At 43.7% G+C, this 25,833-nt stretch carries 16 protein-coding genes, 4 tRNA genes and 3 rRNA genes; 10 read left to right on the top strand and 13 right to left on the bottom strand.

Features of this window, described 5'->3' with window-relative positions:
• Positions 1 to 28 precede the first annotated feature (28 nt).
• From AK824_RS03730 to AK824_RS03705, 6 genes are all read left to right on the top strand, one after another.
• Entirely contained in the window at positions 29 to 745 is a 717-nt protein-coding gene (locus AK824_RS03730) for an LPS-assembly lipoprotein LptE (RefSeq protein ID WP_082624563.1), read from the top strand.
• 153 nt (positions 746 to 898) lie between these two features.
• Positions 899 to 1,999 carry a DNA polymerase III subunit delta gene (locus tag AK824_RS03725; protein ID WP_057758906.1) on the top strand — a complete coding sequence of 367 codons (1,101 nt, stop codon included), beginning with the start codon at positions 899 to 901 and terminating at the stop codon, positions 1,997 to 1,999.
• A 365-nt stretch (positions 2,000 to 2,364) separates the two neighbouring features.
• Positions 2,365 to 3,690, top strand: coding sequence for an efflux RND transporter periplasmic adaptor subunit (locus tag AK824_RS03720; protein WP_057758904.1), 1,326 nt, complete (start codon positions 2,365 to 2,367; stop codon positions 3,688 to 3,690).
• Positions 3,691 to 3,959: 269 nt separating this feature from the next.
• Positions 3,960 to 5,909: a MacB family efflux pump subunit gene (locus AK824_RS03715; RefSeq protein ID WP_057762377.1), complete on the top strand. Its 1,950-nt coding sequence runs from the start codon at positions 3,960 to 3,962 to the stop codon at positions 5,907 to 5,909.
• A gap of 194 nt (positions 5,910 to 6,103) precedes the next feature.
• A tRNA-Lys gene (locus tag AK824_RS03710) sits at positions 6,104 to 6,179 on the top strand.
• Between the two features lie 159 nt (positions 6,180 to 6,338).
• Positions 6,339 to 6,414, top strand: a tRNA-Lys gene (locus tag AK824_RS03705).
• Positions 6,415 to 6,516: 102 nt separating this feature from the next.
• Here the strand turns inward: AK824_RS03705 and AK824_RS03700 are convergent.
• Together AK824_RS03700 and AK824_RS03695 are read right to left on the bottom strand one after the other, a co-directional pair.
• Positions 6,517 to 7,305: an MBL fold metallo-hydrolase gene (locus tag AK824_RS03700; RefSeq protein ID WP_057758902.1), complete on the bottom strand. Its 789-nt coding sequence runs from the start codon at positions 7,303 to 7,305 to the stop codon at positions 6,517 to 6,519.
• Between the two features lie 333 nt (positions 7,306 to 7,638).
• Positions 7,639 to 9,726: a catalase gene (locus tag AK824_RS03695; protein WP_057758900.1), complete on the bottom strand. Its 2,088-nt coding sequence runs from the start codon at positions 9,724 to 9,726 to the stop codon at positions 7,639 to 7,641.
• A gap of 560 nt (positions 9,727 to 10,286) precedes the next feature.
• Between AK824_RS03695 and AK824_RS03690 the strand changes: the two genes are divergently transcribed.
• Complete coding sequence (locus AK824_RS03690) at positions 10,287 to 11,078, top strand: dienelactone hydrolase family protein (RefSeq protein ID WP_057758898.1); 792 nt, start codon at positions 10,287 to 10,289, stop codon at positions 11,076 to 11,078.
• A 128-nt stretch (positions 11,079 to 11,206) separates the two neighbouring features.
• Here the strand turns inward: AK824_RS03690 and AK824_RS03685 are convergent, their stop codons facing one another.
• From AK824_RS03685 to AK824_RS03675, 3 genes are all read right to left on the bottom strand, one after another.
• A complete protein-coding gene (locus AK824_RS03685; RefSeq protein WP_057758896.1) occupies positions 11,207 to 11,896 on the bottom strand; it encodes a DUF938 domain-containing protein in 690 nt (229 codons plus the stop codon).
• 99 nt (positions 11,897 to 11,995) lie between these two features.
• Positions 11,996 to 12,460, bottom strand: a complete 465-nt coding sequence (locus tag AK824_RS03680) for a flavodoxin family protein (RefSeq protein ID WP_057758894.1) — start codon at positions 12,458 to 12,460, stop codon at positions 11,996 to 11,998.
• A 1-nt stretch (position 12,461) separates the two neighbouring features.
• Positions 12,462 to 12,875, bottom strand: a complete 414-nt coding sequence (locus AK824_RS03675) for an OsmC family protein (protein ID WP_057758892.1) — start codon at positions 12,873 to 12,875, stop codon at positions 12,462 to 12,464.
• 121 nt (positions 12,876 to 12,996) lie between these two features.
• Between AK824_RS03675 and AK824_RS03670 the strand changes: the two genes are divergently transcribed.
• Positions 12,997 to 14,715, top strand: a complete 1,719-nt coding sequence (locus AK824_RS03670; RefSeq protein ID WP_057758891.1) for a hypothetical protein — start codon at positions 12,997 to 12,999, stop codon at positions 14,713 to 14,715.
• Positions 14,716 to 15,093: 378 nt separating this feature from the next.
• Here the strand turns inward: AK824_RS03670 and rrf are convergent.
• From rrf to AK824_RS03635, 7 genes are all read right to left on the bottom strand, one after another.
• Positions 15,094 to 15,207 (bottom strand): 5S ribosomal RNA (gene rrf / locus AK824_RS03665).
• A gap of 184 nt (positions 15,208 to 15,391) precedes the next feature.
• A 23S ribosomal RNA gene (locus AK824_RS03660) occupies positions 15,392 to 18,247 on the bottom strand.
• Positions 18,248 to 18,594: 347 nt separating this feature from the next.
• Positions 18,595 to 18,670, bottom strand: a tRNA-Ala gene (locus AK824_RS03655).
• Positions 18,671 to 18,679: 9 nt separating this feature from the next.
• Positions 18,680 to 18,756, bottom strand: a tRNA-Ile gene (locus AK824_RS03650).
• Between the two features lie 75 nt (positions 18,757 to 18,831).
• Positions 18,832 to 20,370, bottom strand: a 16S ribosomal RNA gene (locus AK824_RS03645).
• Together the 16S, 23S and 5S rRNA genes with 2 tRNA genes alongside form the textbook arrangement of a ribosomal RNA operon.
• A 775-nt stretch (positions 20,371 to 21,145) precedes the next feature.
• Entirely contained in the window at positions 21,146 to 22,060 is a 915-nt protein-coding gene (pssA, locus tag AK824_RS03640; protein WP_227511196.1) for a CDP-diacylglycerol--serine O-phosphatidyltransferase, read from the bottom strand.
• A 26-nt stretch (positions 22,061 to 22,086) separates the two neighbouring features.
• Positions 22,087 to 22,974, bottom strand: a complete 888-nt coding sequence (locus AK824_RS03635; protein WP_057758888.1) for a 23S rRNA (adenine(2030)-N(6))-methyltransferase RlmJ — start codon at positions 22,972 to 22,974, stop codon at positions 22,087 to 22,089.
• A gap of 141 nt (positions 22,975 to 23,115) precedes the next feature.
• Here AK824_RS03635 and AK824_RS03630 point away from each other — a divergent pair, with 141 nt between their 5' ends.
• Both AK824_RS03630 and dapE read left to right on the top strand, forming a co-directional pair.
• A complete protein-coding gene (locus tag AK824_RS03630; protein ID WP_057758886.1) occupies positions 23,116 to 23,871 on the top strand; it encodes a 2OG-Fe(II) oxygenase in 756 nt (251 codons plus the stop codon).
• Between the two features lie 62 nt (positions 23,872 to 23,933).
• The gene (gene dapE, locus AK824_RS03625) at positions 23,934 to 25,151 is read left to right on the top strand and encodes a succinyl-diaminopimelate desuccinylase (protein ID WP_057758884.1); all 1,218 of its coding nucleotides are present in this window, start codon (positions 23,934 to 23,936) and stop codon (positions 25,149 to 25,151) included.
• Positions 25,152 to 25,292: 141 nt separating this feature from the next.
• On the opposite strand, the gene AK824_RS03620 is transcribed toward dapE, so the two are convergent.
• Positions 25,293 to 25,796 (bottom strand): GyrI-like domain-containing protein, encoded by a 504-nt coding sequence (locus AK824_RS03620; RefSeq protein ID WP_057758882.1) that lies wholly within the window; start codon positions 25,794 to 25,796, stop codon positions 25,293 to 25,295.
• Between the last annotated feature and the right edge of the window lie 37 nt (positions 25,797 to 25,833).

The following is a 25,833-nucleotide window of genomic DNA, read 5'->3' as shown; positions in this document are numbered from 1 at the left end:
GCCTTCTTATCATATGAGGATAGCGTTTATGTCATACAAGCATCGAGCCGAGCAGGCGCAACCAGAATTAAGCGCACATAGCCTAGCTAACAAAAAGTCCCATGGCCAAAAGCTCGGAGCAGTATTACTTGCCACGCTGCCAATGTTCACCGTGGTAGGTGCAGCGGCAACTCTTAGCGGCTGCGGCTTTCAGCTGCGTGGCTACGACTCAGCGATGCTGCTTGACGTCGAAAAAACAGCGGTCATTATCGAAGACAATCGCACCTCATTCCCGCTGAAACTACCATTGACGCGGCGCCTAAAGACGTTAGGTGTCGACGTTATTGATAATATGAGCTCGGAAGCAGTTGCTCGTAATAACCAACAGGCAGGGGCTGAGTCTATTGCCGCTATCGACATCCGTAATGTACGTTTTAAGCGTTACGAATTGGTTGGCGTATTAACAGAGATTCGCTTGGTACTATCAGCAGATGTCAGCTATCAAACGATGGAAAATGGTAAGCCTGTAACACTGAGCAACCCCATTCAAGTCGAGCGAAGCTATCAGTACAACGAAGCATCTGTTAGTACTGACGATCAGCAAGGCGATCAGACTCGCGATTGGCTCTATGATACTTTAGCTCGCCGTATCACTGACCAGTATGTCGCAATCTCGCTTCCAAAAGTCGCACCTGCTGCCAAACCATCTGTGCAGATGAATAAAGGTGTGACACCAACCGTTGTCGTCGTACCACAACCGGAATAGTTAGTCGTTCTGATTATCAAACGATACCATTTCTAGAAGAATGAGTAGCAAACTAAGCGAGCGTAAGTACTAGTAAACTCGGCTAGCTTGACACTGCTGATCATATTTTTGGAATTGGTATTACCTGCTCATCAACCTGTGTAACACCACGCTATGCAAGATACTTTCATAAAAGCCTATCCAAAACTACTGCAGCCTTCCGTTGCGGTAGCCGGCTTGTGGCTGGCGCACGGTGACGAGCCACTGCTGAGTCAATGGTTAATAGATGCGCTGCGTCCACACTGGCGCGCACAGAACTATGCAATCAAACGTATAGAGCTAATTTCCGTCAAGAGCTGGCAAGAAGTACTGTCAGAGCTTGGCAGTCAGTCTCTATTCGATGATGCCAGTGCCTTAATCGTGACGGGTAACCATAAACCTGACAAAGCAGTTATCGCCGAGCTGGAACATTTTGCGGTCGAGGCACAAGCTGGCACACACGGTCATAGTGTGTTGTGGCTCACACCTAAGCAAGACAAACGCAGCCAGAGCAGCAAATGGTTTGCTCCTTTTGCGCAATACGGCAATGTCATCGATTGCAATTTATACAATGAGCAGCAGCGCCAACAGCTACTACAAATACAAGCTCAGAAGTTTGGCTTACGACTGTCTCAAGAAGCGTGGCAGCTACTCATGTCACACACTGAGCATCATTTGCTAAGTGCTTATCAAACCCTATGGCGGTTGTCTTATCTGTTTGCACCGCAGCTAGTTGCTAATAACAGTACTAGTGAAGATAGTGCTAATGACAATAGCACCGAACAATCTAATAGCTTTTCACAACCTGCGAATAATGTGGCATTGGATATTGCAGACCTACAAGCAGCGTTGGTCAGCGATGCTCAATTTAGCGTGTTTGATTTATCTGATGCGATGCTCGCGGGTAATAGTACGCAGGTCGCCAAAATCATGTTTCAGCTAAAGTCGACCGATGAGCCCACTACTTTAGTACTCTGGGCTATTAGCAAAGACATGCGTCAAATCATTCAACTTATGGATGGTCAAGACCCGCAAGCATTAGGCATTTGGCGTAGTAAACAAGGATTGTATCAACAAGCCTGCCGCCGTCAGTCAAAACAACAAACGAGCGAATGGCCTGCCTTGCTTTACCGCTGTGACCAAGCTATTAAAGGACTTATTCGTCAGCCAGCATGGGAGCTATTATTACAAGCAGCACTAGAGCTCGCAGGTAAGCGTTTATTTGCGATGCGCTAAGACTGAACCGCTTCTCACCACCTTTTATTGTTTCTCTTATTAACAAGTTATCCACTTCTTCTCTTACTGATTTATACGTTTTTCTTACTGATTTATACGTTTTTCTTACTGATTTATACGTTTTTCTTACTGATTTATACGTTTTTCTTACTGATTTATACATTTAAACGCTATAAATCCAGATTCTACTACCCTATCTTGTTCTCCTATAATCTCCGTTTTATTGATTGTTAGTAAGCGTCTCTTTTCTGTACCTAACTCTATTCTTGGCTACCTTAACCTTTCGTAAACTAATTTCCATTCCCTTTTGTAGATGAAGTCTCTACTATATCTAGACTTGATTTAATTGTGATTGGATTGTTGTCATGCGCAAAATAAGTAAAAAGTCTGCTATAAAATGGGGTGTCATCACCTTAATTATCGTAGCATTAGGGGCTTTGGCCTATACTTTTTTGAAACCAGAAGAAACCACACCTAACTACCTAACCGCAACCGTTGAAGTCGGTGATATTGAAAACAATGTCATGGCGTCTGGTAAAGTAAAAGCGTTAAATACCGTCGATGTAGGGGCACAGGTATCTGGTGAAGTAAAACGCCTGTACGTTGAAGTCGGTGACGAAGTCAAACAAGGCGATTTGATTGCGCAGATTGATCAAGTGACTCAGAAGAACAGCCTGAGCAATGAACAAGCCAGTCTTGAACAAAGCGAAGCCGCGCTACAAAGTGCGCAAGCAGAATCGTTAAGCAAACAAGCCAGTCTGAAAAGTGCCTATGCCGATCTTGCCAGCCGTCAGTCTGAGCTCAAACAAGCACAGTCTGATTTTGCACGCTTGCAAGACTTAGTCGCTATCGATGCTATCTCGCAGCAAGAATACGACACGCAAGCGACCAGTGTTGAGACCGCAAAAGCAGCCGTTGCCAATGCGCGTGCGGCTATCGATACAGCAAAAGCTGCAATTGCGACCACTGAAGCCAATATCAACAGTCAGCAAGCAGCATTACGCAAATCACGAACCAACGTCAGTACTGCTGAAGAAGATTTGAGCTATACCACGATTCGCGCCCCGATATCAGGTACCGTTGTTTCTATTACCACTGAGCAAGGCACTACGGTTAACGCCAATCAAACGGCACCAACATTGGTGACGCTAGCAGATTTATCGACCGTACGTATTAATGCGCAAATCTCGGAAGCTGACGTTATCAATGTCAGTGCTGGTATGCCTGCTTATTTCAATATTATCGGTAATCCAGATCAGCAGTATGATGCAACGTTGACTGCTATCGAGCCTGCCCCAGAGCAAATCAGTAGCACCAGCTCAACAGACGCTGCGATCTATTATGTCGGCTACGTAGAAGTGCCGAACCCTGACCGCTTATTCCGCATTGATATGACCGCGCAGATTTATATCATCGTCAATGAAGCCAAAAACGCCCTGTTAGTACCTTCAACAGTGATACAAGAAAAACGATCTAAAGGTAAAGAAAAAGGCAAAGCAGCCACTGGCAAGTTTGTACGTGTACTAAAAGAGGATGGAACCGTAGAAGAGCGTACTGTAGAAGTCGGTATCGATAACCGAGTAAATGCGCAAATCTTAAGCGGTTTGAAAGAAGGGGAAGAAGTAATCATCAGTGAAGAAAGCGGTAAGAAATCAGGTAGCGGCCGTATCCCTGGTGGACCTCGAATGTAACTTGCTCTTTGACTATGTTGAATAAAAAAGGGCTTGTTAAACATAGCAGCCCTTTCATAACAACACTATAACGCTTATTAGCCTTTATTAAAGACACTGCTATGACTATATCTCAATCTCCTAAACCGTCGACTGAAGATAGCTCTGAAAGTAGCACGGCTCAAAACTTAGGGTCACACATTTCTGCTACCCCTTCAAACAACTCAGATAACTTAAATAATCCGGCAAAAACCAATACCGTTAATCACCCTGCACCAGGCAAGCCTATTATGGAGTTGTCTGGCATTATCAGAGAGTTCCCTGCTGGTGAGCAAACCATTCGTGTCTTGCATGACATCAATCTAACCATCAATCAAGGTGAGATGGTTGCTATCATTGGACAATCAGGCTCTGGTAAGTCCACCTTGATGAATATCTTAGGCTGTCTAGATCAAGCCACTGCTGGCGATTATAAGATTTATGGTCAATCTGCCCGTAAGCTTGATGCCGATCAATTGGCTGAGCTGCGCCGTGAGCATTTTGGTTTTATTTTTCAGCGCTATCATTTGCTTGGTGATATTAGTGCCAAAGACAACGTCGCCGTCCCTGCCGTGTATGCAGGCATGGATACCGAGGCACGCACCAATCGTGCTGAAAAGCTACTAACTGACCTCGGCCTTGGCAATAAGGTCAACAACCGTCCCAATCAGCTCTCAGGTGGACAGCAACAGCGCGTTTCTGTTGCTCGTGCACTGATGAATGGTGGTGACGTGATCTTGGCAGATGAGCCAACGGGTGCCCTAGATAGTAAATCTGGCGAAGACGTCATGGCGATTTTGCATGACCTCAGCGCACAAGGTCATACCATTATCATGGTCACTCATGATCCAAAGCTGGCGGCACAAGCGGAGCGTGTGATTGAGCTAAAAGACGGCTATGTCATCGCTGACTATCAAACTGAGCATTATAAGCACACCGACAAAAAACCAGAGTCTATCCTTGGCGAGCACCGTAAAAGTGCCTTTGGTAGCTTTATTGATCGACTGCTTGAAGCGTTTAAAATGTCTTTGCTTGCCATGCGTGCGCATAAGATGCGTACCCTACTGACTATGCTCGGCATTATCATCGGTATCGCTGCGGTTGTATCTATCGTAGGTCTTGGACAAGGCTCTCAGCAGCAAATCCTAGCCAATATCAGCTCGTTAGGTACTAATACCATTACCGTCAATGATGGCTACCCTAGAGGCGACCCTAGACGCCGCTATAACGATGACAATTTGACGCCAGAAGATGCAGAAGCGGTCGGCAATCAGCCCTATATTATCAGCGTTAGCCCTCAGGTAAATGCTAACTCTAGCGTGCGCTATCGTAGTATACAAGAGGACGCTACCGTCAACGGCGTTGGCGAAGACTATCTAACCGTCACTGGTGAGACATTGGCATTGGGCCAAGGGTTTGATGCAAAAAGCGTCACATTACGTAGTCAAGATATCATCATCGATGACAATGCTAAGCAGACCTTTTTCTCAGATATTGATAATCCTATCGGTGAAGTGATACTGGTTGGTAGTGTGCCTGGGCGCGTGATTGGCGTCCTCGAAGAGAGTGATGGTGGCTTTGGCCCCAGTGTGACGACGCCTACTATCTATATGCCTTATACGACGGTGATGTCGCGCGTCACGGGTAGTACCAATATCGACCGCTTTGTAGCGTTGTTAGATGACAGTATCTCTTCTAGCGCCGCAGAGACGGCCATCTCTGACTTAATAGAGAGTCGCCATGGTAAAGATGACTTTGAGTTGCGCAATTCAGACTCTATCCGTCAAACGATCGAGTCGACGACGGGCACGATGACCCTGCTTATTTCATCAGTCGCGGTTATTTCATTGATCGTCGGCGGTATTGGGGTCATGAACATCATGCTAGTCTCTGTCACCGAACGTACCAACGAGATTGGCGTACGTATGGCAGTGGGCGCGCGTCAGAGCGATATCATGCAGCAGTTCCTCATTGAGGCCGTTTTGGTCTGTATTTTAGGGGGACTGATTGGTATCGGACTGGCCTTTGCCATTGGTGAGCTGATTAATAGTGTGGGCGGTGATAATTTCAAAGTTATCTATTCATCAACCTCTATTATTGCCGCTTTTGTTTGTTCGACGTTAATTGGTGTGGTATTTGGATTCTTGCCAGCACGTAATGCTGCCAAATTAGATCCTGTTGAAGCACTTTCTCGAGACTAATAATCGATTATTGACTCGCTTTAGCCAGAAATAGAGCAGTCAATATCGATATAATGGCAAAAATTTAAATAAACTGGAATAAATTGGCAATTTTATAAGAGAATTACACTTTTTTTATCATGTGGGGTTGTAATTGTCATAATAATATATATAATGTGCTCTCACGTTTAGGGATACAAACACTTTAAACGTTAGGGCTGTTAGCTCAGTTGGTAGAGCAGTTGACTTTTAATCAATTGGTCCCGCGTTCGAGTCGCGGACAGCCCACCATATTTAGTTTAATCTTTATTAATCGTTCTGCCCTATCCGGTAGTAGACTGATAAAGATAAGTTTAAAAGACATCATTAAGATGTTTAGTTTTAGAAAGTTCTTTAGTTAGAATTTTCTCTTGCAGAGTTAAAAAGCATCGCTTTTTTATATACTCTTCAGGGCTGTTAGCTCAGTTGGTAGAGCAGTTGACTTTTAATCAATTGGTCCCGCGTTCGAGTCGCGGACAGCCCACCATATTTAGAAAGCCCAGTTACTATCTTAGTAACTGGGCTTTTTTTCGTCTGGGCTTTTTAAACGTTGTTTTTTAGCTATTAGTTTCTTAACTTTTATATACCTCTATTTATTATGCTTGCGTTTAAACAGTCGAAAGTTATCTCTCTTGCGCCATAGTAGTTTATGTCTGATCGTATCTTTGATGGTACGTGGATGCTTGGGCGCATGAGCGATAAACTCATCAAACTCTGCCTCACTCATCGCCAGCTCTCGACCATGTGCCATCATCACCATTGACGGTTGCAATGCCCTGATTTTTTTTAACGATTGGACATAGTCTTTAGGGTAATAGACAGGAAATGGCGCTACAAACTTGTGGCGCAACTTAATGATTAAATCAGCAGTGTATACTTCGCGACTGGGCAGGTGAAACAATGATAAATCACGATCCGTATGACCTGGCGTCTCTAATACTTGCCATTCATCGAACTTTGGCACAAGCTCACCATCTGTGACGGTGATATCCGGTTTCAGACTTGCCGAGTAATATAGGTTTTTAAATGGTTTACCTTGACGTCTGGCCACATAATATCCTAGATGTATATCTACGAAGTGCATCGTGTGCCCGCCAATACCGCTATACCACTGCTTTTTTTCATCCGCTGAGACAATCAGACAGCCAGTCTTTTCTCGAAATTTATTCGCACCGCCTGCATGATCCGGATGCATATGCGTGACCACTACTACTTTTAGGTCGGTGATGGGTCGTTTTAACGTTGTCTTAATATAGTCGAGCACCATCGGTACATCAGCACGGCAGCAACCATCTAACAGCATTATTTTATCTGGATATAATGCCAGATAACTACTTTGAATATATCCTTCTAAACGTACAATTTCACATAGACTCATTGGTGTTCCCTACCTCATTCGTCATTATTATTGTGAGGCTTTTGTTCAGTTTTATAGCCAATCTTTAGTATAGCGCCCGTCACGATAAATAAAACGACTTTGAGTGAACGCTTGTGACTATATACAAGAGTAATGCGACATACAGAGACGATGCGGCTAATAACTAACCATAGACAACTCACTATTAATAACCGGATGTACGGTTCTATCCATGCCATGACAATTCTTACTTTATTAGCAAAAAGCAAAAACCCAGCACTTAGGCTGGGTTTAAGGAGATATTTAGTATCTTATTTATCATTTTAGATAATTCGTAAATTACCTACTTATCGACTATGCAAGATCACGAACCTTTGGCTCACGTTCCCATAGACGAGACTTAGCATTGCTGATAAAGGCATCTAGCTCAGCCAATGGCGTCACAAACTCATCTTTTTCAACTGGTAGTTTACTTAAGATAAATTCATCAGTCGCACCGCAATATGCGATGGCTTTGCAATGATTGTACGCATCGTTAAACCAATCTAATGCTGAGCTGTCTTTTGCGAGCTTTTTAGCTTGGTCAGGCATGATGATACTAACGACGGCATCAAACATCACTGACGGACCACCAGCAAGGCGCTCATCAGCTTGTATGCGTGTACCATCATCCAATACGACTTCTTTGTTAGGCGCTACAATCTTGACGCTAGCACCTTGCGCTTTAGCAGCATCTTCGAACTTCTTAACTTCACTACTATTAGAACCTTCTGCAACCAAAATACCAATCATACGACCTTTTAGGCTATCAGGCGTTAGGCCAATAGTTTGTACCGCTTTAGAGGTTCCCAAGTCTTGCACCGGTGCAGCTGCGTCAGCTGGCTCTGGTAGTTCCATACCCAGTGCCGTTGCTACGCGATTGGCCAAGTCTTCGTCAATATGAATCAAATGGCTAAGCATACGCGTACGCACATGGGCTGTATCTACTTTACCTAGCTCAAACGCATAAGCGGTTGCAATATGGGCTTGCTCAGTTGCTGTCTGACTACGGTAGAACATACGTGGCTGGCTATAATGATCGGCAAAGCTCTCGTCACGTACGCGGCCTTTTACACCATCATCTAGTTGCTCATGGAATGAGTTAAAGCCACGTTTAGCGCTTTCACGAGGACGAGTTGGATCTAGGCTTTGTGGCTCATAGAGTACACGCGTCTTTGGCACTTGCATCTGCATATGACCATCTTGCTGATTGTTAGCAAACGGACATTTTGGCGCATTAATAGGAATCTGGGCAAAGTTTGGCGAGCCTAGACGTGATAGCTGAGTGTCTAGATAACTGAACAAACGACCTTGTAATAATGGGTCATTACTGAAATCAACACCCGGTGGCAGATGCGATGGGCAGAATGCTACTTGCTCAGTCTCTGCAAAGAAATTATCTGGATAGCGGTTCAATACCATCTTACCCACGACTTTCACTGGCACCAATTCTTCTGGAATCAGTTTGGTCGCATCGAGATGGTCAAATGGGAATTCGTTGGCTTCTTCTTCAGTAAATAACTGTACGCCAAACTCCCACTCAGGATAGTCACCGTTGTTGATTGACTCAAACAAGTCGCGGCGATGATAGTCAGGATCAGCACCTGAGATTTTCACTGCCTCATCCCATGTGGTTGACTGTACGCCCAATACTGGCTTCCAATGGAAACGTACAAAGGTACTCTTACCGTCTTTATTGATTAAGCGATAGCTATGAATACCAAAGCCTTCCATCATGCGTAGGCTACGTGGTAAACCGCGATCACTCATCAGCCAAATTAGATTGTGCATGGTTTCAGGACTTAATGAGACAAAATCCCAAAACGTATCATGAGCAGAAGCTGCTTGCGGGAAACCACGATCTGGTTCTGGTTTTACCGCATGGATCAAATCTGGAAACTTCATCGCATCTTGGATAAAGAAGATTGGCATGTTGTTACCAACGATGTCCCAGTTACCTTCTTCCGTATACATTTTCACAGCGAAACCGCGCACATCACGTGGCGTATCTTTTGAACCTTTGTTACCTGCTACCGTTGAGAAACGCGTAAATAATGGCGTTTGCTTACCTGTTTCGGTCAACACTTTGGCAGTCGTATATTCTTCTAGTGACTCTGTCAGCTCAAAATAACCATGTGCTGCGCTACCACGAGCATGGACGATACGCTCAGGGATGCGCTCATGGTCAAAATGATTGATTTTTTCACGTAATACAAAATCCTCTAACAGCGTCGGTCCACGTGAACCTGCTTTTAGAGAGTTTTGGTTATCAGCGATTGCCACACCTTGTTGAGTGGTTAATACTTTAGTGTCGTCACCTGCGCGCTGATGGGTTTCACCACCATTGCCACGTTCCGTATTCATGTCTTTGGCGGGGTCCGTATGATCGATATTATTATTCATAAAAAGTCCTAGCTAATAGATTGAGAGTGCTCTTTTAAATCACTAAAAGAGTGCCTACACAGGTTTGATATCCTTTGAGATAGTGGTGACTTCATCTGTCATTTATTTATCTGTGTTTTCAGCATTGCCGAGCGTTAAATTGATACCGCACTAAAATTCGTAAAGGAATAATAGGCTTAGGACTTATACTACCCAAAAAATAAGTCAAATATAGTTGCGTATATAGTAAACCTTGTTGATGTTTGGTTAAGGTCTATAGACGCTATAAACCAACTACTTTAGATAGTTTTAAAGGTGCATAAACGTTAACAATAGAATCTTGTAATGTAGTTATTCTTTAAGGTATGCTTTTTATGCAGTACTAGAGACTATTGATAAATAAATTGGCAGGGTTTTAGCCTTATATTTATCTTTTTTATATCATTGGATTCAGATAATTTCGATACAAGAGAACCGAGCGCAAGTTATACATTGGTATGGTTAGCGAGGATGACGATGTAGCGGGTTTATATGGGTTTGACGATGCGACTATTTCTTATATAACTATAAGGCTACCTACCATGTTACCAACTCTAAGCTCCCCAACTAAAAAACCTTATCACTCATTGCTAGTAGGCGCGTCAATGGGTCTAATGGCATTAACGTTCAGTCAAACGGCTGCTGCTATCACGACCAAAAACGTGACCTATACGGTCGATGATAAAGCGTACGAAGGCTATTACGCCAAGGCAGATAAGCCAAACGCACCTTTTATCTTATTAATTCATGATTGGGATGGTCTAACTGACTATGAGCGCAAACGTGCTGATATGTTAGCGGCTGAAGGCTACAACGTATTGGCGGCCGATATGTTTGGACAAGGCATTCGCCCTACTTCTATCGAAGAAAACAAACGCCTAACTGGGGAGCTATATGATGACCGTAATAAAATGCGTCGCATATTGGCAGGGGCATTAACGGCAGGACAACTACAAGGCAATGATGTGCGCAAAGGCACGACCATGGGTTATTGTTTCGGCGGTACGGCCGCGTTAGAGCTAGCACGCTCAGGTTTTGAGCAAAAAGCCTTTGTACCCTTCCACGGTGCCTTTGATATTCCAACCGGTCAAAGTTATGACAACACTACGGGGGAAATCCTAGTATTTCACGGTTCTGCTGACCAATCTGTCTCGCTTGAGAGCTTTGCCACTTTGGGCAAGACATTAGAAGCAGCCAAAGTCCCTCACGAAATGGTTACCTACAGCGGTGCGCCACATGCCTTTAGCGTATTTGGCAGCGATAGATATGACGCTCGCGCCGATCAGCGCTCTTGGAAACGCTACTTGGATTTTTTAGCAGAAGAATATAAATAACCTAGCAGCACAAGTTGAATAAGTAATAATATAAGCAATCCCAAACAAAAAGACACCTTAATAAGATCTAATAATGATCCATTAAGGTGTCTTTTTATTTATTCAGTTTTTGCTAACGCTTTAAAAAATTAGCGCTTCTGAAATACCAGTAGTTGATTATTAGCAGGCATCGCATACGTTTTAGAAAGTTGTAAATGATGAGCATTTGCTAAACTAACGACATCTTCTTTATCGCGAATGCCACTATCAGGATTACCTGCTCTCAACATCGCATCAAATCGCTGATTACCTTCACTGGTATATTTGCCATTTTCGTTAAATGGGCCATAGACAATCAACTTACCGTCCACAGGTAACGCATCACCAGCCAATGCAATTAATCGCTCGACCAAAGCCCAGCTAATAATATGCAAAGTATTGGCCGTAAATATCACATCATAAGGTTTGTCTACATAACTGCTATTTAAATGACCACTATCTAAATGACTACTAACAGGTACTGAGTCATGCGCCAAATCAAACGCTAATGGTGAATATAGATTGGGTGCAGGATACGCATTGTGCCAAGCAATGATATGACGGTGATTACTAGTGACATCGCTAGTTTGCCACTGTATCTCGGGCAGATTAGGCGCAAAGTAAACACTATGCTGCCCCGTTCCAGAGCCAACTTCTAATACATGACTAAAGCCTTGTAGCTCCGTTTGAAGTACTTCTAGAATAGGCTGTTTATTATTTTCACACGCTTGAGAAAACGGCAATGCAGAAATATCTACTTTATTATTTGGATTATCACTCTCCAGATTATCGTCATGCATCACCATCCTCCCAAACCGTCTATTATGCTCTCAGTATTGATAGCAGTATATTAACAAGCACTGTCTATATTGCCCTAGTGACTACCAAACAACTCACAACTAGTAGATACCCGCCTCTACCCCAGCGGCAAGCGTCATAGCAAGCTCTTCTACTTGCTCAGCAAAGCTATCTTGCCAATCGCCTTGTAGTATCAACGCCTCTTGAATCCATGACCAACGTAACCCCGTTGTAATCGTTTTGAGCGCGAGCTTGGTACCTGTACCATCATGCCCTGCGCGTATATATACCGCAAATGGCATGCCTTGCTTTTCTTCTAGCACTGGATAGTAGCAACGATCAAAAAAGTCCTTGGTCAGCCCTGCCATATACGCCAGATTTTCGGTCGTACCTAGCAGTAACGCATCAGCAGCCAACACGTCTTCAGGCTGCGTATCCTGCGGTGATTTCAAAATGACAGTGATATCTATATCAGGATGATTGGCACCGTCATAAGCTGCCTGCGCCAATTTCTGAGTATTAGGCGATGGCGCATGAGCGACGATGAGTAAAGTCTTAGTGGACATATTAGGCTTCTGTGCCATTGTTAAATACTAGATTTTGAGTAATCGCAGGATCCAAGCTATTGCCTACTGGGCAGGTCAACGCAGTTTTATAAAATCGCTTTAGGGTGCTCTCGTCCAATGCTTTTGAAAAATTGACCACGACATGTATTTCACTCACACGCCTTGGTTTGGCAGCCATGACTTTGGTGACCTCTGCGGTCGTACCTGAAATATCGATATCCATCGCTTCGGCTTTGATGCCAATAATTGTTAAGATACAACTGCCCAAACTGGTCGCTAGCAAATCCGTCGGTGAAAACGCTTCGCCCTTACCATGATTGTCCGTCGGCGCATCAGTGATAATTTGATTATTCGACTGCAAATGGATAGCTTGGGTGCGTAAATTGCCTTGGTAGGTTACTTTTGAGGTGGTCATAATCTTGCCTTAGTTTATTAAACTAGCTCCCTGAGAAATAAAGATGCTGTGATAGTTATTTGATAGATGATAAGATAGCGAGCATTTGTGCAAACATTAGTTCTGTAAAGGAAATAGTAATATGTATGTGTATGAGCTCTCAGAATACCAAGTTTATCAATTAAAATCGATAGACCCAGCATTAGGTGGTAACTGGAAAACCATTCTTATCAGTATTTTGCCGCAGCTCGATATACCCAGTCGTAAAAGTGTGTACGAAAAAATATTATCAAAAAGGAACATTAGCCCAAATTTTACTTATATTATTCCAGATGATTTGAGAAGTTTGTTATCTAAAACAGCAATTCGTCATCGAGAGCTAAAAGCAATTGCTATACAGATGTTGAAATTTATTGAGTCCAAGCCGGATTCATATGATGCTATTGAACTTGCTGATAAAGTAGAGGCGATGATCGATTATCTTAACCGTATTGATATAGGTGATCATATTTTAGACCAAAAAAGTCGTGAAAGTATAAAAAAAGCATTTTTGTACGATTTAGCATTTTGGATCGATAATGTAAATCTTATAGTACAACCTGGTATAAGGCACTTAAATACTGATATCGTAAAAACATACTTTAAAGAAGTATTTATTAAGCAAAAGATTCAGGGGCGAGACTTTCGCGCATGGGATTCTACTGATATAGACTTTCAGGAACAAGACAAATTACCCGATATTATAAAAAGAGAGGCAAAGCGTAAAAAGTTCTTTGTCATTGAAAGTGAGCGTTACTGGTTTTTAATAGGTATTGCCGACAAATCAAGACAAAATCCTTATTCTATTAAACGTTTTTTACATGAAGATGGCGGTAGTAATGATTTATTTGTATATCTGACACACGTTGTCATTAGAAAAGAGCTTATAGATGAAGAACGTTATATACGACACGTTAAATACTGTACAAGTCGACTATACACTTTGGATGCTGGTGTATCAGACACAATCATCAAATTTATAGCAGAAGCACAACATCTCTGTAAGACACAAATTATACCTCTACTCAAAAAAGAATTGAAAAAAGACGGCGAAGAGACAGAGTATCATATCAGTAAGCGTATGAATGACTATGAGCACCAAATCACAATTTCGATTTTGAATAAATTACCTAATATAATTAATAATGCAGTCACTGATAGTGATGATCGATACTATTTATTTTATTATTTGACTAAAATTTTTAATAAACTTATAGATAATCTCCAAAACTTTCAATTAAGACCTATCGCTACATACTCTTCTAATGTAGAAATTATGATTGCCAGGCTAATTAGTTTCAAATATTTTCTAGATACGATTTATGATTCATTAGAGGATAAAAAATTTGAGATTAAAAATTTCACTAATGCTTCTAAAGAAATAATTGCAATTGTTAAGGAAGCTTTCGATAGTACTGAACAGAACCTGATAAAGTTGAATCAATTAGAAGAAAAATTAAAATTTTATCTTGAAACTAAGGAAAATGGTAGTATTTGGCAAAAAATAAAGGTCGGTTTCCCACCAAATTATACTTTAGAAGATGTGGAACATTCAAAAAATGAAGCGAAAAATGAGTTTTTTCTGTCCATAATAAATTTAGCTAAAAAACATAATGATAATATTGTTTACGTAGAATTTGACTGCAATGAAATCTTAAATGAATACTATCGTCACTATGCCATTGCTAATGAAAAAATGGCAATAGCACGACTACCAAAAGTACTACGATTACCTGAAGATAAGAAAACATTTAATATTCAAAAGACTAATGAAGCAATTCATCACAACGTATTTATATTCGACAAGAAACATGTATCATGATCTGTTATTTTATATATTTTCTAGACAAATTTTTCGTATAAGAGTCTTATTTGACTATCATAGGGAAAGTTCATGAACTCAATTACTAGTAGCTTTTCAGCACCAATCTACAGACGAAGAAAAGCCCTCATCGCGTGAGCATTGGGGGCTTTATCTAGAATAGAGAGCTGACGAACGAGAAAAGCGCCATTAAGGCAAAGCAAGAGCTATCTACAGGCATAGCCTTCCGTCTTGCGCTACGGACGACTTTCTCCCAGACAGTCGTTACTCCTTGCTCACCCTTAAATAGGCATTGTTACGTAAGTCACTAGAAATAAAAGATAGACACAAAGAAAATCCCCCGACAAGCTAATGTCGGGGGATTTATCTAGAATAGAGAGCTGACGATGACCTACTCTCACATGGGCGAACCACACTACCATTGGCGCTACGATGTTTCACTTCTGAGTTCGGGAAGGGATCAGGTGGGGCCATCGCGCTATTGTCGTCAGCAAAGGGGGTTAGATATGAGTCTGTTGTTGTTTTTATTGACATCAAGTTTGAGCTTGTTGTCGATCAACTTGTAACCTAACTGAATCAAGGTTAAAGGTGATATCGAAATGTTCTGTCTGTTTCTATAGCCTGAGCTATACAAGATAGATTAATTAGACTTGTATACAAACCACTTGGGTGTTGTATGGTCAAGCCAAACGAGCAATTAGTACAGGTTAGCTACACGCATCGCTGCGCTTCCACACCCTGCCTATCAACGTCCTAGTCTTGAACGGCTCTTTAGGGAAATCTAATCTTGAGGTGGGCTTCCCGCTTAGATGCTTTCAGCGGTTATCCCATCCGAACGTAGCTACCGGGCAATGCCACTGGCGTGACAACCCGAACACCAGAGGTTCGTCCACTCTGGTCCTCTCGTACTAGGAGCAGATCCTCTCAAATTTCCAACGCCCACGGTAGATAGGGACCGAACTGTCTCACGACGTTCTAAACCCAGCTCGCGTACCTCTTTAAATGGCGAACAGCCATACCCTTAGGACCTGCTTCAGCCCTAGGATGAGATGAGCCGACATCGAGGTGCCAAACACCGCCGTCGATATGAACTCTTGGGCGGTATCAGCCTGTTATCCCCAGAGTACCTTTTATCCGTTGAGCGATGGCCCTTCCATACAGAACCACCGGATCACTAAGACCTACTTTCGTACCTGCTCGACTTGTGGGTCTCGCAGTTAAGCGCGCTTTTGCCTTTATACTCTACGACCGATTTCCGACCGGTCTGAGCGCACCTTCGTACTCCTCCGTTACTCTTTAGGAGGAGACCGCCCCAGTCAAACTACCCACCATACATTGTCCTCGGTATTGTTATACCTGAGTTAGAACCCCAACATGACCAGGGTGGTATTTCAAGATTGGCTCCACCGAGACTAGCGTCTCGGCTTCAAAGCCTCCCACCTATCCTGCACAAGTCAGGTCAAAGTTCAATGTAAAGCTGTAGTAAAGGTTCACGGGGTCTTTCCGTCTAGCCGCGGGTACACAGCATCTTCACTGCGATTTCGATTTCACTGAGTCTCTGCTGGAGACAGCGCTGCCATCATTATGTCATTCGTGCAGGTCGGAACTTACCCGACAAGGAATTTCGCTACCTTAGGACCGTTATAGTTACGGCCGCCGTTTACTGGGGCTTCGATCAAGAGCTTCGCTTACGCTAACCCCATCAATTAACCTTCCAGCACCGGGCAGACATCACACCCTATACGTCCACTTTCGTGTTTGCAGAGTGCTGTGTTTTTAATAAACAGTTGCAGCAGCCTGGTATCTGCGACTGCCAACAGCTCAAGGAGCAAGTCCTATCACCATCAACAGCGTACCTTCTCCCGAAGTTACGGTACCATTTTGCCTAGTTCCTTCAGCAGAGTTCTCTCAAGCGCCTTGGTATTCTCTACCTGATCACCTGTGTCGGTTTAGGGTACGATTCGTTTATAACTATTGCTTAGAAGCTTTTCCTGGAAGCATGGTATTTGCCACTTCGCTGTACAAGTACAGCTTGCTATCAGATCTCGGTATAGAATAGCCCGGATTTACCTAAGCTATAAACCTACATCCTTTCACCTGGACAACCAACGCCAGGCTGACATAACCTTCTCCGTCCCTCCATCGCATTATAAACAAGTATCGGAATATTAACCGATTTCCCATCGACTACGCCTTTCGGCCTCGCCTTAGGGGTCGACTCACCCAGCCCCGATTAACGTTGGACTGGAACCCTTGATCTTCCGGCGTGCGAGCTTTTCACTCGCATTATCGTTACTCACGTCAGCATTCGCTCTTGTGATACCTCCAGCATGCTTTACAACACACCTTCACAGGCTTACACAACGCTCCCCTACCACTTGAAAACAAATTCAAATCCGCAGCTTCGGCTCCTAGTTTGAGCCCCGTTACATCTTCCGCGCGGGCCGACTCGACTAGTGAGCTATTACGCTTTCTTTAAAGGATGGCTGCTTCTAAGCCAACCTCCTAGCTGTCTATGCCTTCCCACCTCGTTTCCCACTTAACTAGGAATTTGGGGCCTTAGCTGGCGGTCTGGGTTGTTTCCCTCTCCACGATGGACGTTAGCACCCACCGTGTGTCTCCCGGATATCACTCATCGGTATTCGGAGTTTGCATCGGTTTGGTAAGTCGGTATGACCCCCTAGCCGAAACAGTGCTCTACCCCCAATGGTGTTCGTCCGAGGCGCTACCTAAATAGCTTTCGGGGAGAACCAGCTATCACCGAGTTTGATTAGCCTTTCACCCCTATCCACAAGTCATCCCCTGGCTTTTCAACGACAGTGGGTTCGGTCCTCCGGTGCCTGTTACGGCACTTTCAACCTGCTCATGGATAGATCACTCGGTTTCGGGTCTATACCCTGCAACTAAACGCCCTATTAAGACTCGGTTTCCCTACGGCTCCCCTAAACGGTTAACCTTGCTACAGAATATAAGTCGCTGACCCATTATACAAAAGGTACGCGGTCACCCAACAAGTGGGCTCCCACTGCTTGTACGCACACGGTTTCAGGTTCTATTTCACTCCCCTCACAGGGGTTCTTTTCGCCTTTCCCTCACGGTACTGGTTCACTATCGGTCAGTCAGGAGTATTTAGCCTTGGAGGATGGTCCCCCCATCTTCAAACAGGATTTCTCGTGCCCCGCTCTACTTAATATGTTAACTCTAATGTTTCGAATACAGGACTATCACCTACTACGGTCAGCTTTCCCACGCTGTTCTTCTACATTAGAATTAATCGGCTTCTCCCCGTTCGCTCGCCGCTACTAGGGGAATCTCAATTGATGTCTATTCCTAAGGGTACTGAGATGTTTCACTTCCCCTCGTTCGCTTCCTAATAAATTAGGATACCTACCTTATGGTAAGTGGGTTTCCCCATTCAGAAATCTCCGGATCACAGGATATTGCCGCCTCCCCGAAGCTTATCGCAGGCTGTCACGTCTTTCATCGCCTCTGACTGCCAAGGCATCCACCATGTGCGCTTCATTACTTGACCATACAACCCCAAGTAGTCTTTCGACTTCTAAGTGTCATACAATCTAATTATGATAACGATATCACCTATGTTTATACGCTTGATTCAGTTCTCTTTACTTTTTTTAATAACTCACCCCTGGGATAACAACTGATGTCGTTAAGAGGCGAGTTATTAAGGTTAGGAAGTGCGCGTGAACACGCTCATCCTAACCCAGACTCATATCTATGTTTTTAAATAGTCTCTATGCTCTCGTCGAGTCACAGATTCTGTATAAAACAGAAAGAAGTAATCAATTAAAATCACTTGTTTCTATTTAATACCTATTTATTTATTGGCATCTAAAGCTTACTTAACCGTCTTAGTAGTGGTGGAGCCAAACGGAGTCGAACCGTTGACCTCCTGCGTGCAAGGCAGGCGCTCTACCAACTGAGCTATGGCCCCATTGTAAAATGGTGGGTCTAGGTGGACTTGAACCACCGACCCCCGCGTTATCAACACGGTGCTCTAACCAGCTGAGCTACAGACCCTAATACGTTTTTTAAAAACGTAAGCTTAAACTAAAGAACAACTTGTTGTGAATTCTTGCTGACCGAATGCGTCTATAAGGAGGTGATCCAGCCGCAGGTTCCCCTACGGCTACCTTGTTACGACTTCACCCCAGTCATCAACCACACCGTGGTGAACGCCTCCCCGAAGGTTAAGCTATCCACTTCTGGTGCAATCAACTCCCATGGTGTGACGGGCGGTGTGTACAAGGCCCGGGAACGTATTCACCGCGGCATTCTGATCCGCGATTACTAGCGATTCCTACTTCATGGAGTCGAGTTGCAGACTCCAATCTGGACTACGATAGGCTTTTTGAGATTCGCATCACATCGCTGTGTAGCTGCCCTCTGTACCTACCATTGTAGCACGTGTGTAGCCCTGGTCGTAAGGGCCATGATGACTTGACGTCGTCCCCGCCTTCCTCCAGTTTGTCACTGGCAGTATCCTTAGAGTTCCCGGCTTAACCCGCTGGTAACTAAGGACAAGGGTTGCGCTCGTTGCGGGACTTAACCCAACATCTCACGACACGAGCTGACGACAGCCATGCAGCACCTGTATTCTAATTCCCGAAGGCACTCCCGCATCTCTGCAGGATTCTAGATATGTCAAGACCAGGTAAGGTTCTTCGCGTTGCATCGAATTAAACCACATGCTCCACCGCTTGTGCGGGCCCCCGTCAATTCATTTGAGTTTTAACCTTGCGGCCGTACTCCCCAGGCGGTCTACTTATTGCGTTAGCTGCGTCACTAAGTCCTCAAGGGACCCAACGACTAGTAGACATCGTTTACGGCGTGGACTACCAGGGTATCTAATCCTGTTTGCTACCCACGCTTTCGAGCCTCAGTGTCAGTATGATGCCAGGAAGCTGCCTTCGCCATCGGTATTCCTTCAGATCTCTACGCATTTCACCGCTACACCTGAAATTCTACTTCCCTCTCACCTACTCTAGCCTAACAGTTTCAGATGCAGTTCCCAGGTTGAGCCCGGGGATTTCACATCTGACTTATCAAGCCACCTACGCTCGCTTTACGCCCAGTAATTCCGATTAACGCTTGCACCCTCTGTATTACCGCGGCTGCTGGCACAGAGTTAGCCGGTGCTTATTCTGCAGCTAATGTCATCGTCTCCGGGTATTAACCGAAGAGTCTTCTTCACTGCTTAAAGTGCTTTACAACCAAAAGGCCTTCTTCACACACGCGGCATGGCTGGATCAGGGTTTCCCCCATTGTCCAATATTCCCCACTGCTGCCTCCCGTAGGAGTCCGGGCCGTGTCTCAGTCCCGGTGTGGCTGATCATCCTCTCAGACCAGCTACAGATCGTCGCCATGGTAGGCCTTTACCCCACCATCTAGCTAATCCGACTTAGGCTCATCTAATAGCGAGAGCAGTAAACTGCCCCCTTTCTCCCGTAGGTCGTATGCGGTATTAATACGAGTTTCCCCGTGCTATCCCCCACTACTAGGTAGATTCCTAAGTATTACTCACCCGTCCGCCGCTCGACGCCTGGTAGCAAGCTACCATCGTTTCCGCTCGACTTGCATGTGTTAAGCCTGCCGCCAGCGTTCAATCTGAGCCATGATCAAACTCTTCAGTTTAATCTTGCTATGAAGCTCTTTAAAGAAGCTTCTAAACTTGGCTCATCTAATCTGGCAAAATCGCTAAAAATTATGTTCGTAATGAATTAACTTTGAGTTTTTCTGCTGTCTTAAATGATAATTTTTATAGTTAATAATCTTTCCGAAAAGAAAAGATAGTCAACTTTATTTTTTAGCATTCTGAATCAGCAAAAATCCACACAAGTTGTTCTTTAGTTATGCTTTTAAATAATGTCTGACACTGTCGTCCAGTGCTAGTATTTCAAACTAAATAAGTCAGCCAATGTGGCTTATCCTATTTAGCGAGCTGACCATCATATCATGTTTTAATAGTCTGTCAACTTCTTTTTTTAATTTGTTTCAACAAGTTAACTGGGTTATTAATGTGTAATCTACACACTAGCTACTTCCAGCTCGTCTTGATGAGGTGCGTATTATAGACGCTATATTTATTTAGTCAAGAAGTATTTTCTATTTAATTTAAACAATCTGCATCATTCAAATCAGTAACCCACTTCCCTTTCGACTGGGTGGCATTATACGGAGTTTTAAATAGAAAACAAGGAAACTCTATAAATAATCTTGGTTATTTTCTATTAGTGATATCGTATTAACTTAACCCATTGTTATCGCTATCAAACTTTAAATACTGTCTTTTATATTTGTAGATTAATCTTGTTTACAGTGGCTGACGTCCTTCAGCAGTATATAGAGCGCATAAAAAAAGGAACTTACCTGACGGTAAGTTCCTTTATATAAAATCTAAATACAGTATCTAGCTTTTCACTTTCGTTTTAATCGTAGTCACGATACCTGATAGTGCATAGATAATACCAATCGCTAATATACCAACGGGTATATCATAGAGCACGATGCTCATGACTAACACCCCAATGATAAGCACTACAAAAGGTACTTTCTTTTTGTCAAATTCTTTAAAGCTATAGTATTTGACATTGCTGACCATTAGTAGACCGCAAGTCACGACCCAAGCTGCAAACAGTAGCATGACGGCTGTATCGTATTGACCAATCCACTCGTTATGATCGACTGCAACCATTACAGCGGACGTCACCAATATAGCAGCAAGCGGACTGGCTAAGCCAACAAAGTACTTTTTATCGACAATACCAACCTGAACGTTAAAACGTGCAAGGCGAAAAGCAGCACAAGCGGTAAAGACAAAAGCACAGCCAATACCGATACGACCCAAAGGCTCTAAAGCAAAGCTATAAATCAGAATAGCAGGGGCAACACCAAATGCTAGCATATCTGCTAAAGAGTCATATTGCTCACCAAATGGACTTTGCGCATTGAGCATACGTGCGACACGTCCATCTGCGCCATCAAGAATAGCGGATAAGAAGATAGCCAAAGCTGCCTTATAGAACTCGCCTTGGGTACTCGCCAAAATCGAGTAGAAGCCTGACAATAGCGATAAAGTAGTGATCAGATTGGGTGCCAAATAGACACCGCGACTAACCACTCGCTTACCTTCGGCTACTTCAGCTTCAATCACCTCAAATGTCAAACCATCATAGCTATCGTTATCCGCTAGGCGGATATTAAACTCATGCTCATCGATAAACGGTGGCTGAGTCGCTGCATTATCTTGCAGCGAGCCGTCGTTTAGCGATGAGTTATTCAAAGGTGCATTATTCGGCTGGCCGATAGGTGGCTGAGTCGTCATCTTAATATCCTTATTGGCCGTTATTGCTATTCGCCGACAAGCCAGCGCACATTGGTCGCACTATCAGGCGTCAAGTTTGGCGCGTCTTCTACTTTTAGTACTGGCTGTAAGAAACGTAATATCTCACGCGCATGATTATCAAACTGCCATGGCGGATTGATAACCAGTAGACCTGTACCGTTCAGACCAACCGCAACATCATTAGGATAAATGTTTAGCTCACAAACCAGCTGACGTCTCATTTCAGTACGTTTGAGCTTTTTATAGAAGAGCTCTACGGCTTCGATGTTCTTGATTGGGAACCAAAGCGCATAAGTTCCTTGTGGCCATTTGTTATAAGCCGCGACTAATAAGTCGATAAGGCGCGTAAAATCTTTGTGCTCTTGCTCATAAGGGGGATCAAGGAAAATCAAACCGCGCTTTTCTTTTGGCGGAATAACAGCGGTAATACCTTCAAAAGCATCACGATGCTGGATACCAATTGGCAACTTATGTAGCTGATAGTTCAACGCATCGTATTCAGTCGCTTTGGCTTCAAAAGCCTCAGCACGCACGCCAGCATCAGGCTTTTTAGCTGCGGTTTTTTCGACGTGATGGGCCACCCACCATGGCGAACCAGGGTAGACTTTATTGTCGTAAGTGAATTTGGCTTGCTTAATGCCTTCCATATAATCTTTGACAGCAGCTGGGGCTTTTTCGGTATCTGCTTTTAGAAAAGCTTGAATACCGCCTTTGGCCTCACCTGTTTTGCGCGCTTCTTCACTGCTTAGTGAATACAGTCCACGACCGCCATAAGCGTCAAGCACATAAAAAGGTTTGTTTTTCTGCCCCAGTTGATTAAGCAGTTGTACCAATAAAATGTGTTTAACCACATCAGCAAAGTTACCAGCGTGGTAGGCGTGTTTATAGTTCATAATCTCAAAAGTTTAAATAAGAAAAATTGCATCTATGGTAGCATAGGCAGAGTAAAAGATAATGTGGTTTTAGTAAGTGCTTTCAATAAAAACGCATTGAATGACGGTATATTGACAGCTGATTGATAATAATGAGATGAAATGACGCAGATTATTAGCAACTTGAGCACGACAGCGTTGGTCGTTGATCATCCGATAGGTCAGGATAATCCACCATTACTGCTGCCAGATACTCATAATGATAGCCAAGAAATTCCTACTCAGCACGTATTGCAGATCTCTGACTTTGCGGTGGACTGGGAAGATAAGCTGACGAATAAACAGCTTGATACCTTTGTCACTGACGGCTGGCTCATTATTGATGATGTATTCAATAGTACTGCCTTATTAGCACTACAAGCAGAAAGCGGTTTTATTGACTATCGTGATGCAGAGCTGACCGCTGGTGTTCGCATCAGTGATATACGCGGTGATAGAATACGCTGGATTACTGAAAACTTTTTTGCAGGTTATTACTATCTACAAAGTATCAATGCTTTGGCCTCGCTATTCAATCGTAGTTTGTTTGCTGGTATTCGCCATAGTGAAGCGCATTATGCGTGTTATCCGACTGGCTTTGGCTATCAATGGCACAGTGACAACCCTGCTGGACGTGATGAACGGGTTATCTCAGCAGTGTTTTATCTCAATGATGATTGGGAAACAACTGACGGCGGTGCGCTAGAAGTCGTGGATAAACATGGTGTTCATCATGAAGTTATGCCAGTTGCCAATAGACTAATCATTTTTGATAGCGATTTACGTCATCAAGTACAAACTGCACATCGTCAACGCTACTCTATTGCTACTTGGATGCGCCGTGACGGTCTTGTACCCTTTGTCGAAGTAGCCGTTTAGCATTTATCCTCTACTCTTTATTTATATTTACCATTTCAATTTATTATACAAAAGGCTTATTCATGTCTGACTCTCATAACCAATCAAGCGCGTCTCAACAAACGACTCATCAGCAAGAAACCTTAGATTTAAGTATTGCACTGTTAGAGCGCCCTTCAGTGACGCCCGATGACGATGGTTGCCAAGATATGTTGTCAGCACGGTTAGAGCAGTCAGGCTTTGATTGCGAGTTTATGTATTTCGGTGATAGAAAACAAAGTGGCGAACATGCCGAAGTTAAAAACTTATGGGCACGCCGCGGTACTACCGATCCAGTTATTTGTTTTGCTGGACATACTGATGTCGTGCCAACGGGTGACGAAAAAAACTGGACCTATCCTCCGTTTACCCCGGCCATCGCTGATGGGTATTTATGGGCACGCGGTGCCGCCGATATGAAAACTGGTATTGCAGCTTTTACTGTCGCAGCCGAACGTTTCGTCGCCAATCATCCTGAGCACAATGGCTCTATTGCTTTTTTAATTACTTCAGATGAAGAAGGCCCGTCAATTAATGGTACGGTCAAAGTAATCGAGACCCTAGAAGCGCGTCAAGAAAAAATCACTTACTGTCTCGTTGGCGAGCCATCAAGTACCGATACGTTAGGCGATATCATCAAAAACGGTCGTCGTGGCTCATTGGGCGCAGAGCTTACCGTTACAGGTAAACAAGGCCATGTCGCCTATCCACATCTAGCATCTAATCCAATTCATGCGGCGATGTCTGCCCTTGCTGAACTGACGTCTACCGCATGGGACAATGGCAATGACTACTTCCCAGCCACATCATTGCAAATATCAAATATCAACGGTGGCACAGGCGCAACCAATGTCATTCCTGAAACGCTAAACGTGGTCTTTAACTTCCGTTTTTCGACAGAAACGACTGAGGATGAACTAAAGGCAAAAACGCATGCTATCTTTGATAAGCACTTTGCCAACAGTAAAGCGAGCTATGATATTCATTGGAAATTATCTGGTCAGCCGTTTTTGACCCCTGAAGGAAAACTGGTTTCGGCCTGTCAGAACGCTATTAAAAAAGTAACCGATATTGATACGACATTATCTACTTCTGGCGGTACATCTGATGGACGCTTTATTGCACCGACAGGCGCCCAAGTTGTCGAGCTTGGCGTACGTAATGCGACGATTCATCAAGTGGATGAAAAAGTAGAAGTCGATGACCTAGGAAAGCTTGCGCAGATTTACGAAGGCATTTTGGAAAATTTGTTGCTAGATTAAATGTAGTATTAATTGCGCCTGTCTAATTGATGACATCTGCCCAAAGAAAAAGCGCTACCTAGTTTAGGTTAGCGCTTTTTTTGTCATTGTTTTATCGACAATAGCTTGATCGGCTTAAATTATTTAAGCCAATTACTAGCTCTACTCAATACCAATATAGACATCAACTTGACCGTATTCTAAGTTACCACCGATATAACGCTCAAAGTCTACATTAAAAGTGCGGGTATGCTCGCAATCTGGCGCATTGAAATATTCCCAAGCACTTTCCCAGGCATTCATCACAGTATTAGGCATATAACCTTCTTCAGAAAATACCAAGTACTTTCCTGCAGGAATATCAACCGTCACTACATTACTAGCATTGGCCACATTGTCGCTTTCTGACTGAGCATCTTGCTCGCTGGCTACTTTCCAACTGGCCACAACGTCAAACGCTCCTGCTAGATCATCGCTTTCGTAGTTGTGATAGACACCATAAATGTCTTCACCTTCAGGAAGTTCACCCGCATAATTTTGGTAGAACTTTTGCCATAATCTGCCCAGTTTGGCAGTGTTATGGCTTATCTCAGCGTTGTTGGTGGTACGAACGCTGATACCGCGACAAGCTATCGCTTCTGGTAGCTCTTTAATTTGTGAGGTCATGATGCGGCCTTTTCTATCTGTTTATTTAGTTTTCTGT

The organism is Psychrobacter sp. P11G3 (assembly GCF_001435845.1).
Taxonomy (GTDB): Bacteria; Pseudomonadota; Gammaproteobacteria; order Pseudomonadales; family Moraxellaceae; genus Psychrobacter.
This window is presented reverse-complemented; position numbering and strand designations above follow the sequence as displayed.

Coding starts and splice junctions, on each gene's coding strand:
- AK824_RS03730 (WP_082624563.1), top strand. CDS start 29: ATGTCATACAAGCATCGAGCCGAGCAGGCGCAACCAGAATTAAGCGCA.
- AK824_RS03715 (WP_057762377.1), top strand. CDS start 3,960: ATGGAGTTGTCTGGCATTATCAGAGAGTTCCCTGCTGGTGAGCAAACC.
- AK824_RS03635 (WP_057758888.1), bottom strand. CDS start 22,974: ATGAACTATAAACACGCCTACCACGCTGGTAACTTTGCTGATGTGGTT.
- AK824_RS03700 (WP_057758902.1), bottom strand. CDS start 7,305: ATGAGTCTATGTGAAATTGTACGTTTAGAAGGATATATTCAAAGTAGT.
- AK824_RS03720 (WP_057758904.1), top strand. CDS start 2,365: ATGCGCAAAATAAGTAAAAAGTCTGCTATAAAATGGGGTGTCATCACC.
- AK824_RS03690 (WP_057758898.1), top strand. CDS start 10,287: ATGTTACCAACTCTAAGCTCCCCAACTAAAAAACCTTATCACTCATTG.
- pssA (WP_227511196.1), bottom strand. CDS start 22,060: ATGACGACTCAGCCACCTATCGGCCAGCCGAATAATGCACCTTTGAAT.
- AK824_RS03685 (WP_057758896.1), bottom strand. CDS start 11,896: ATGCATGACGATAATCTGGAGAGTGATAATCCAAATAATAAAGTAGAT.
- AK824_RS03695 (WP_057758900.1), bottom strand. CDS start 9,726: ATGAATAATAATATCGATCATACGGACCCCGCCAAAGACATGAATACG.
- AK824_RS03725 (WP_057758906.1), top strand. CDS start 899: ATGCAAGATACTTTCATAAAAGCCTATCCAAAACTACTGCAGCCTTCC.
- AK824_RS03620 (WP_057758882.1), bottom strand. CDS start 25,796: ATGACCTCACAAATTAAAGAGCTACCAGAAGCGATAGCTTGTCGCGGT.
- dapE (WP_057758884.1), top strand. CDS start 23,934: ATGTCTGACTCTCATAACCAATCAAGCGCGTCTCAACAAACGACTCAT.
- AK824_RS03680 (WP_057758894.1), bottom strand. CDS start 12,460: ATGTCCACTAAGACTTTACTCATCGTCGCTCATGCGCCATCGCCTAAT.
- AK824_RS03630 (WP_057758886.1), top strand. CDS start 23,116: ATGACGCAGATTATTAGCAACTTGAGCACGACAGCGTTGGTCGTTGAT.
- AK824_RS03670 (WP_057758891.1), top strand. CDS start 12,997: ATGTATGTGTATGAGCTCTCAGAATACCAAGTTTATCAATTAAAATCG.
- AK824_RS03675 (WP_057758892.1), bottom strand. CDS start 12,875: ATGACCACCTCAAAAGTAACCTACCAAGGCAATTTACGCACCCAAGCT.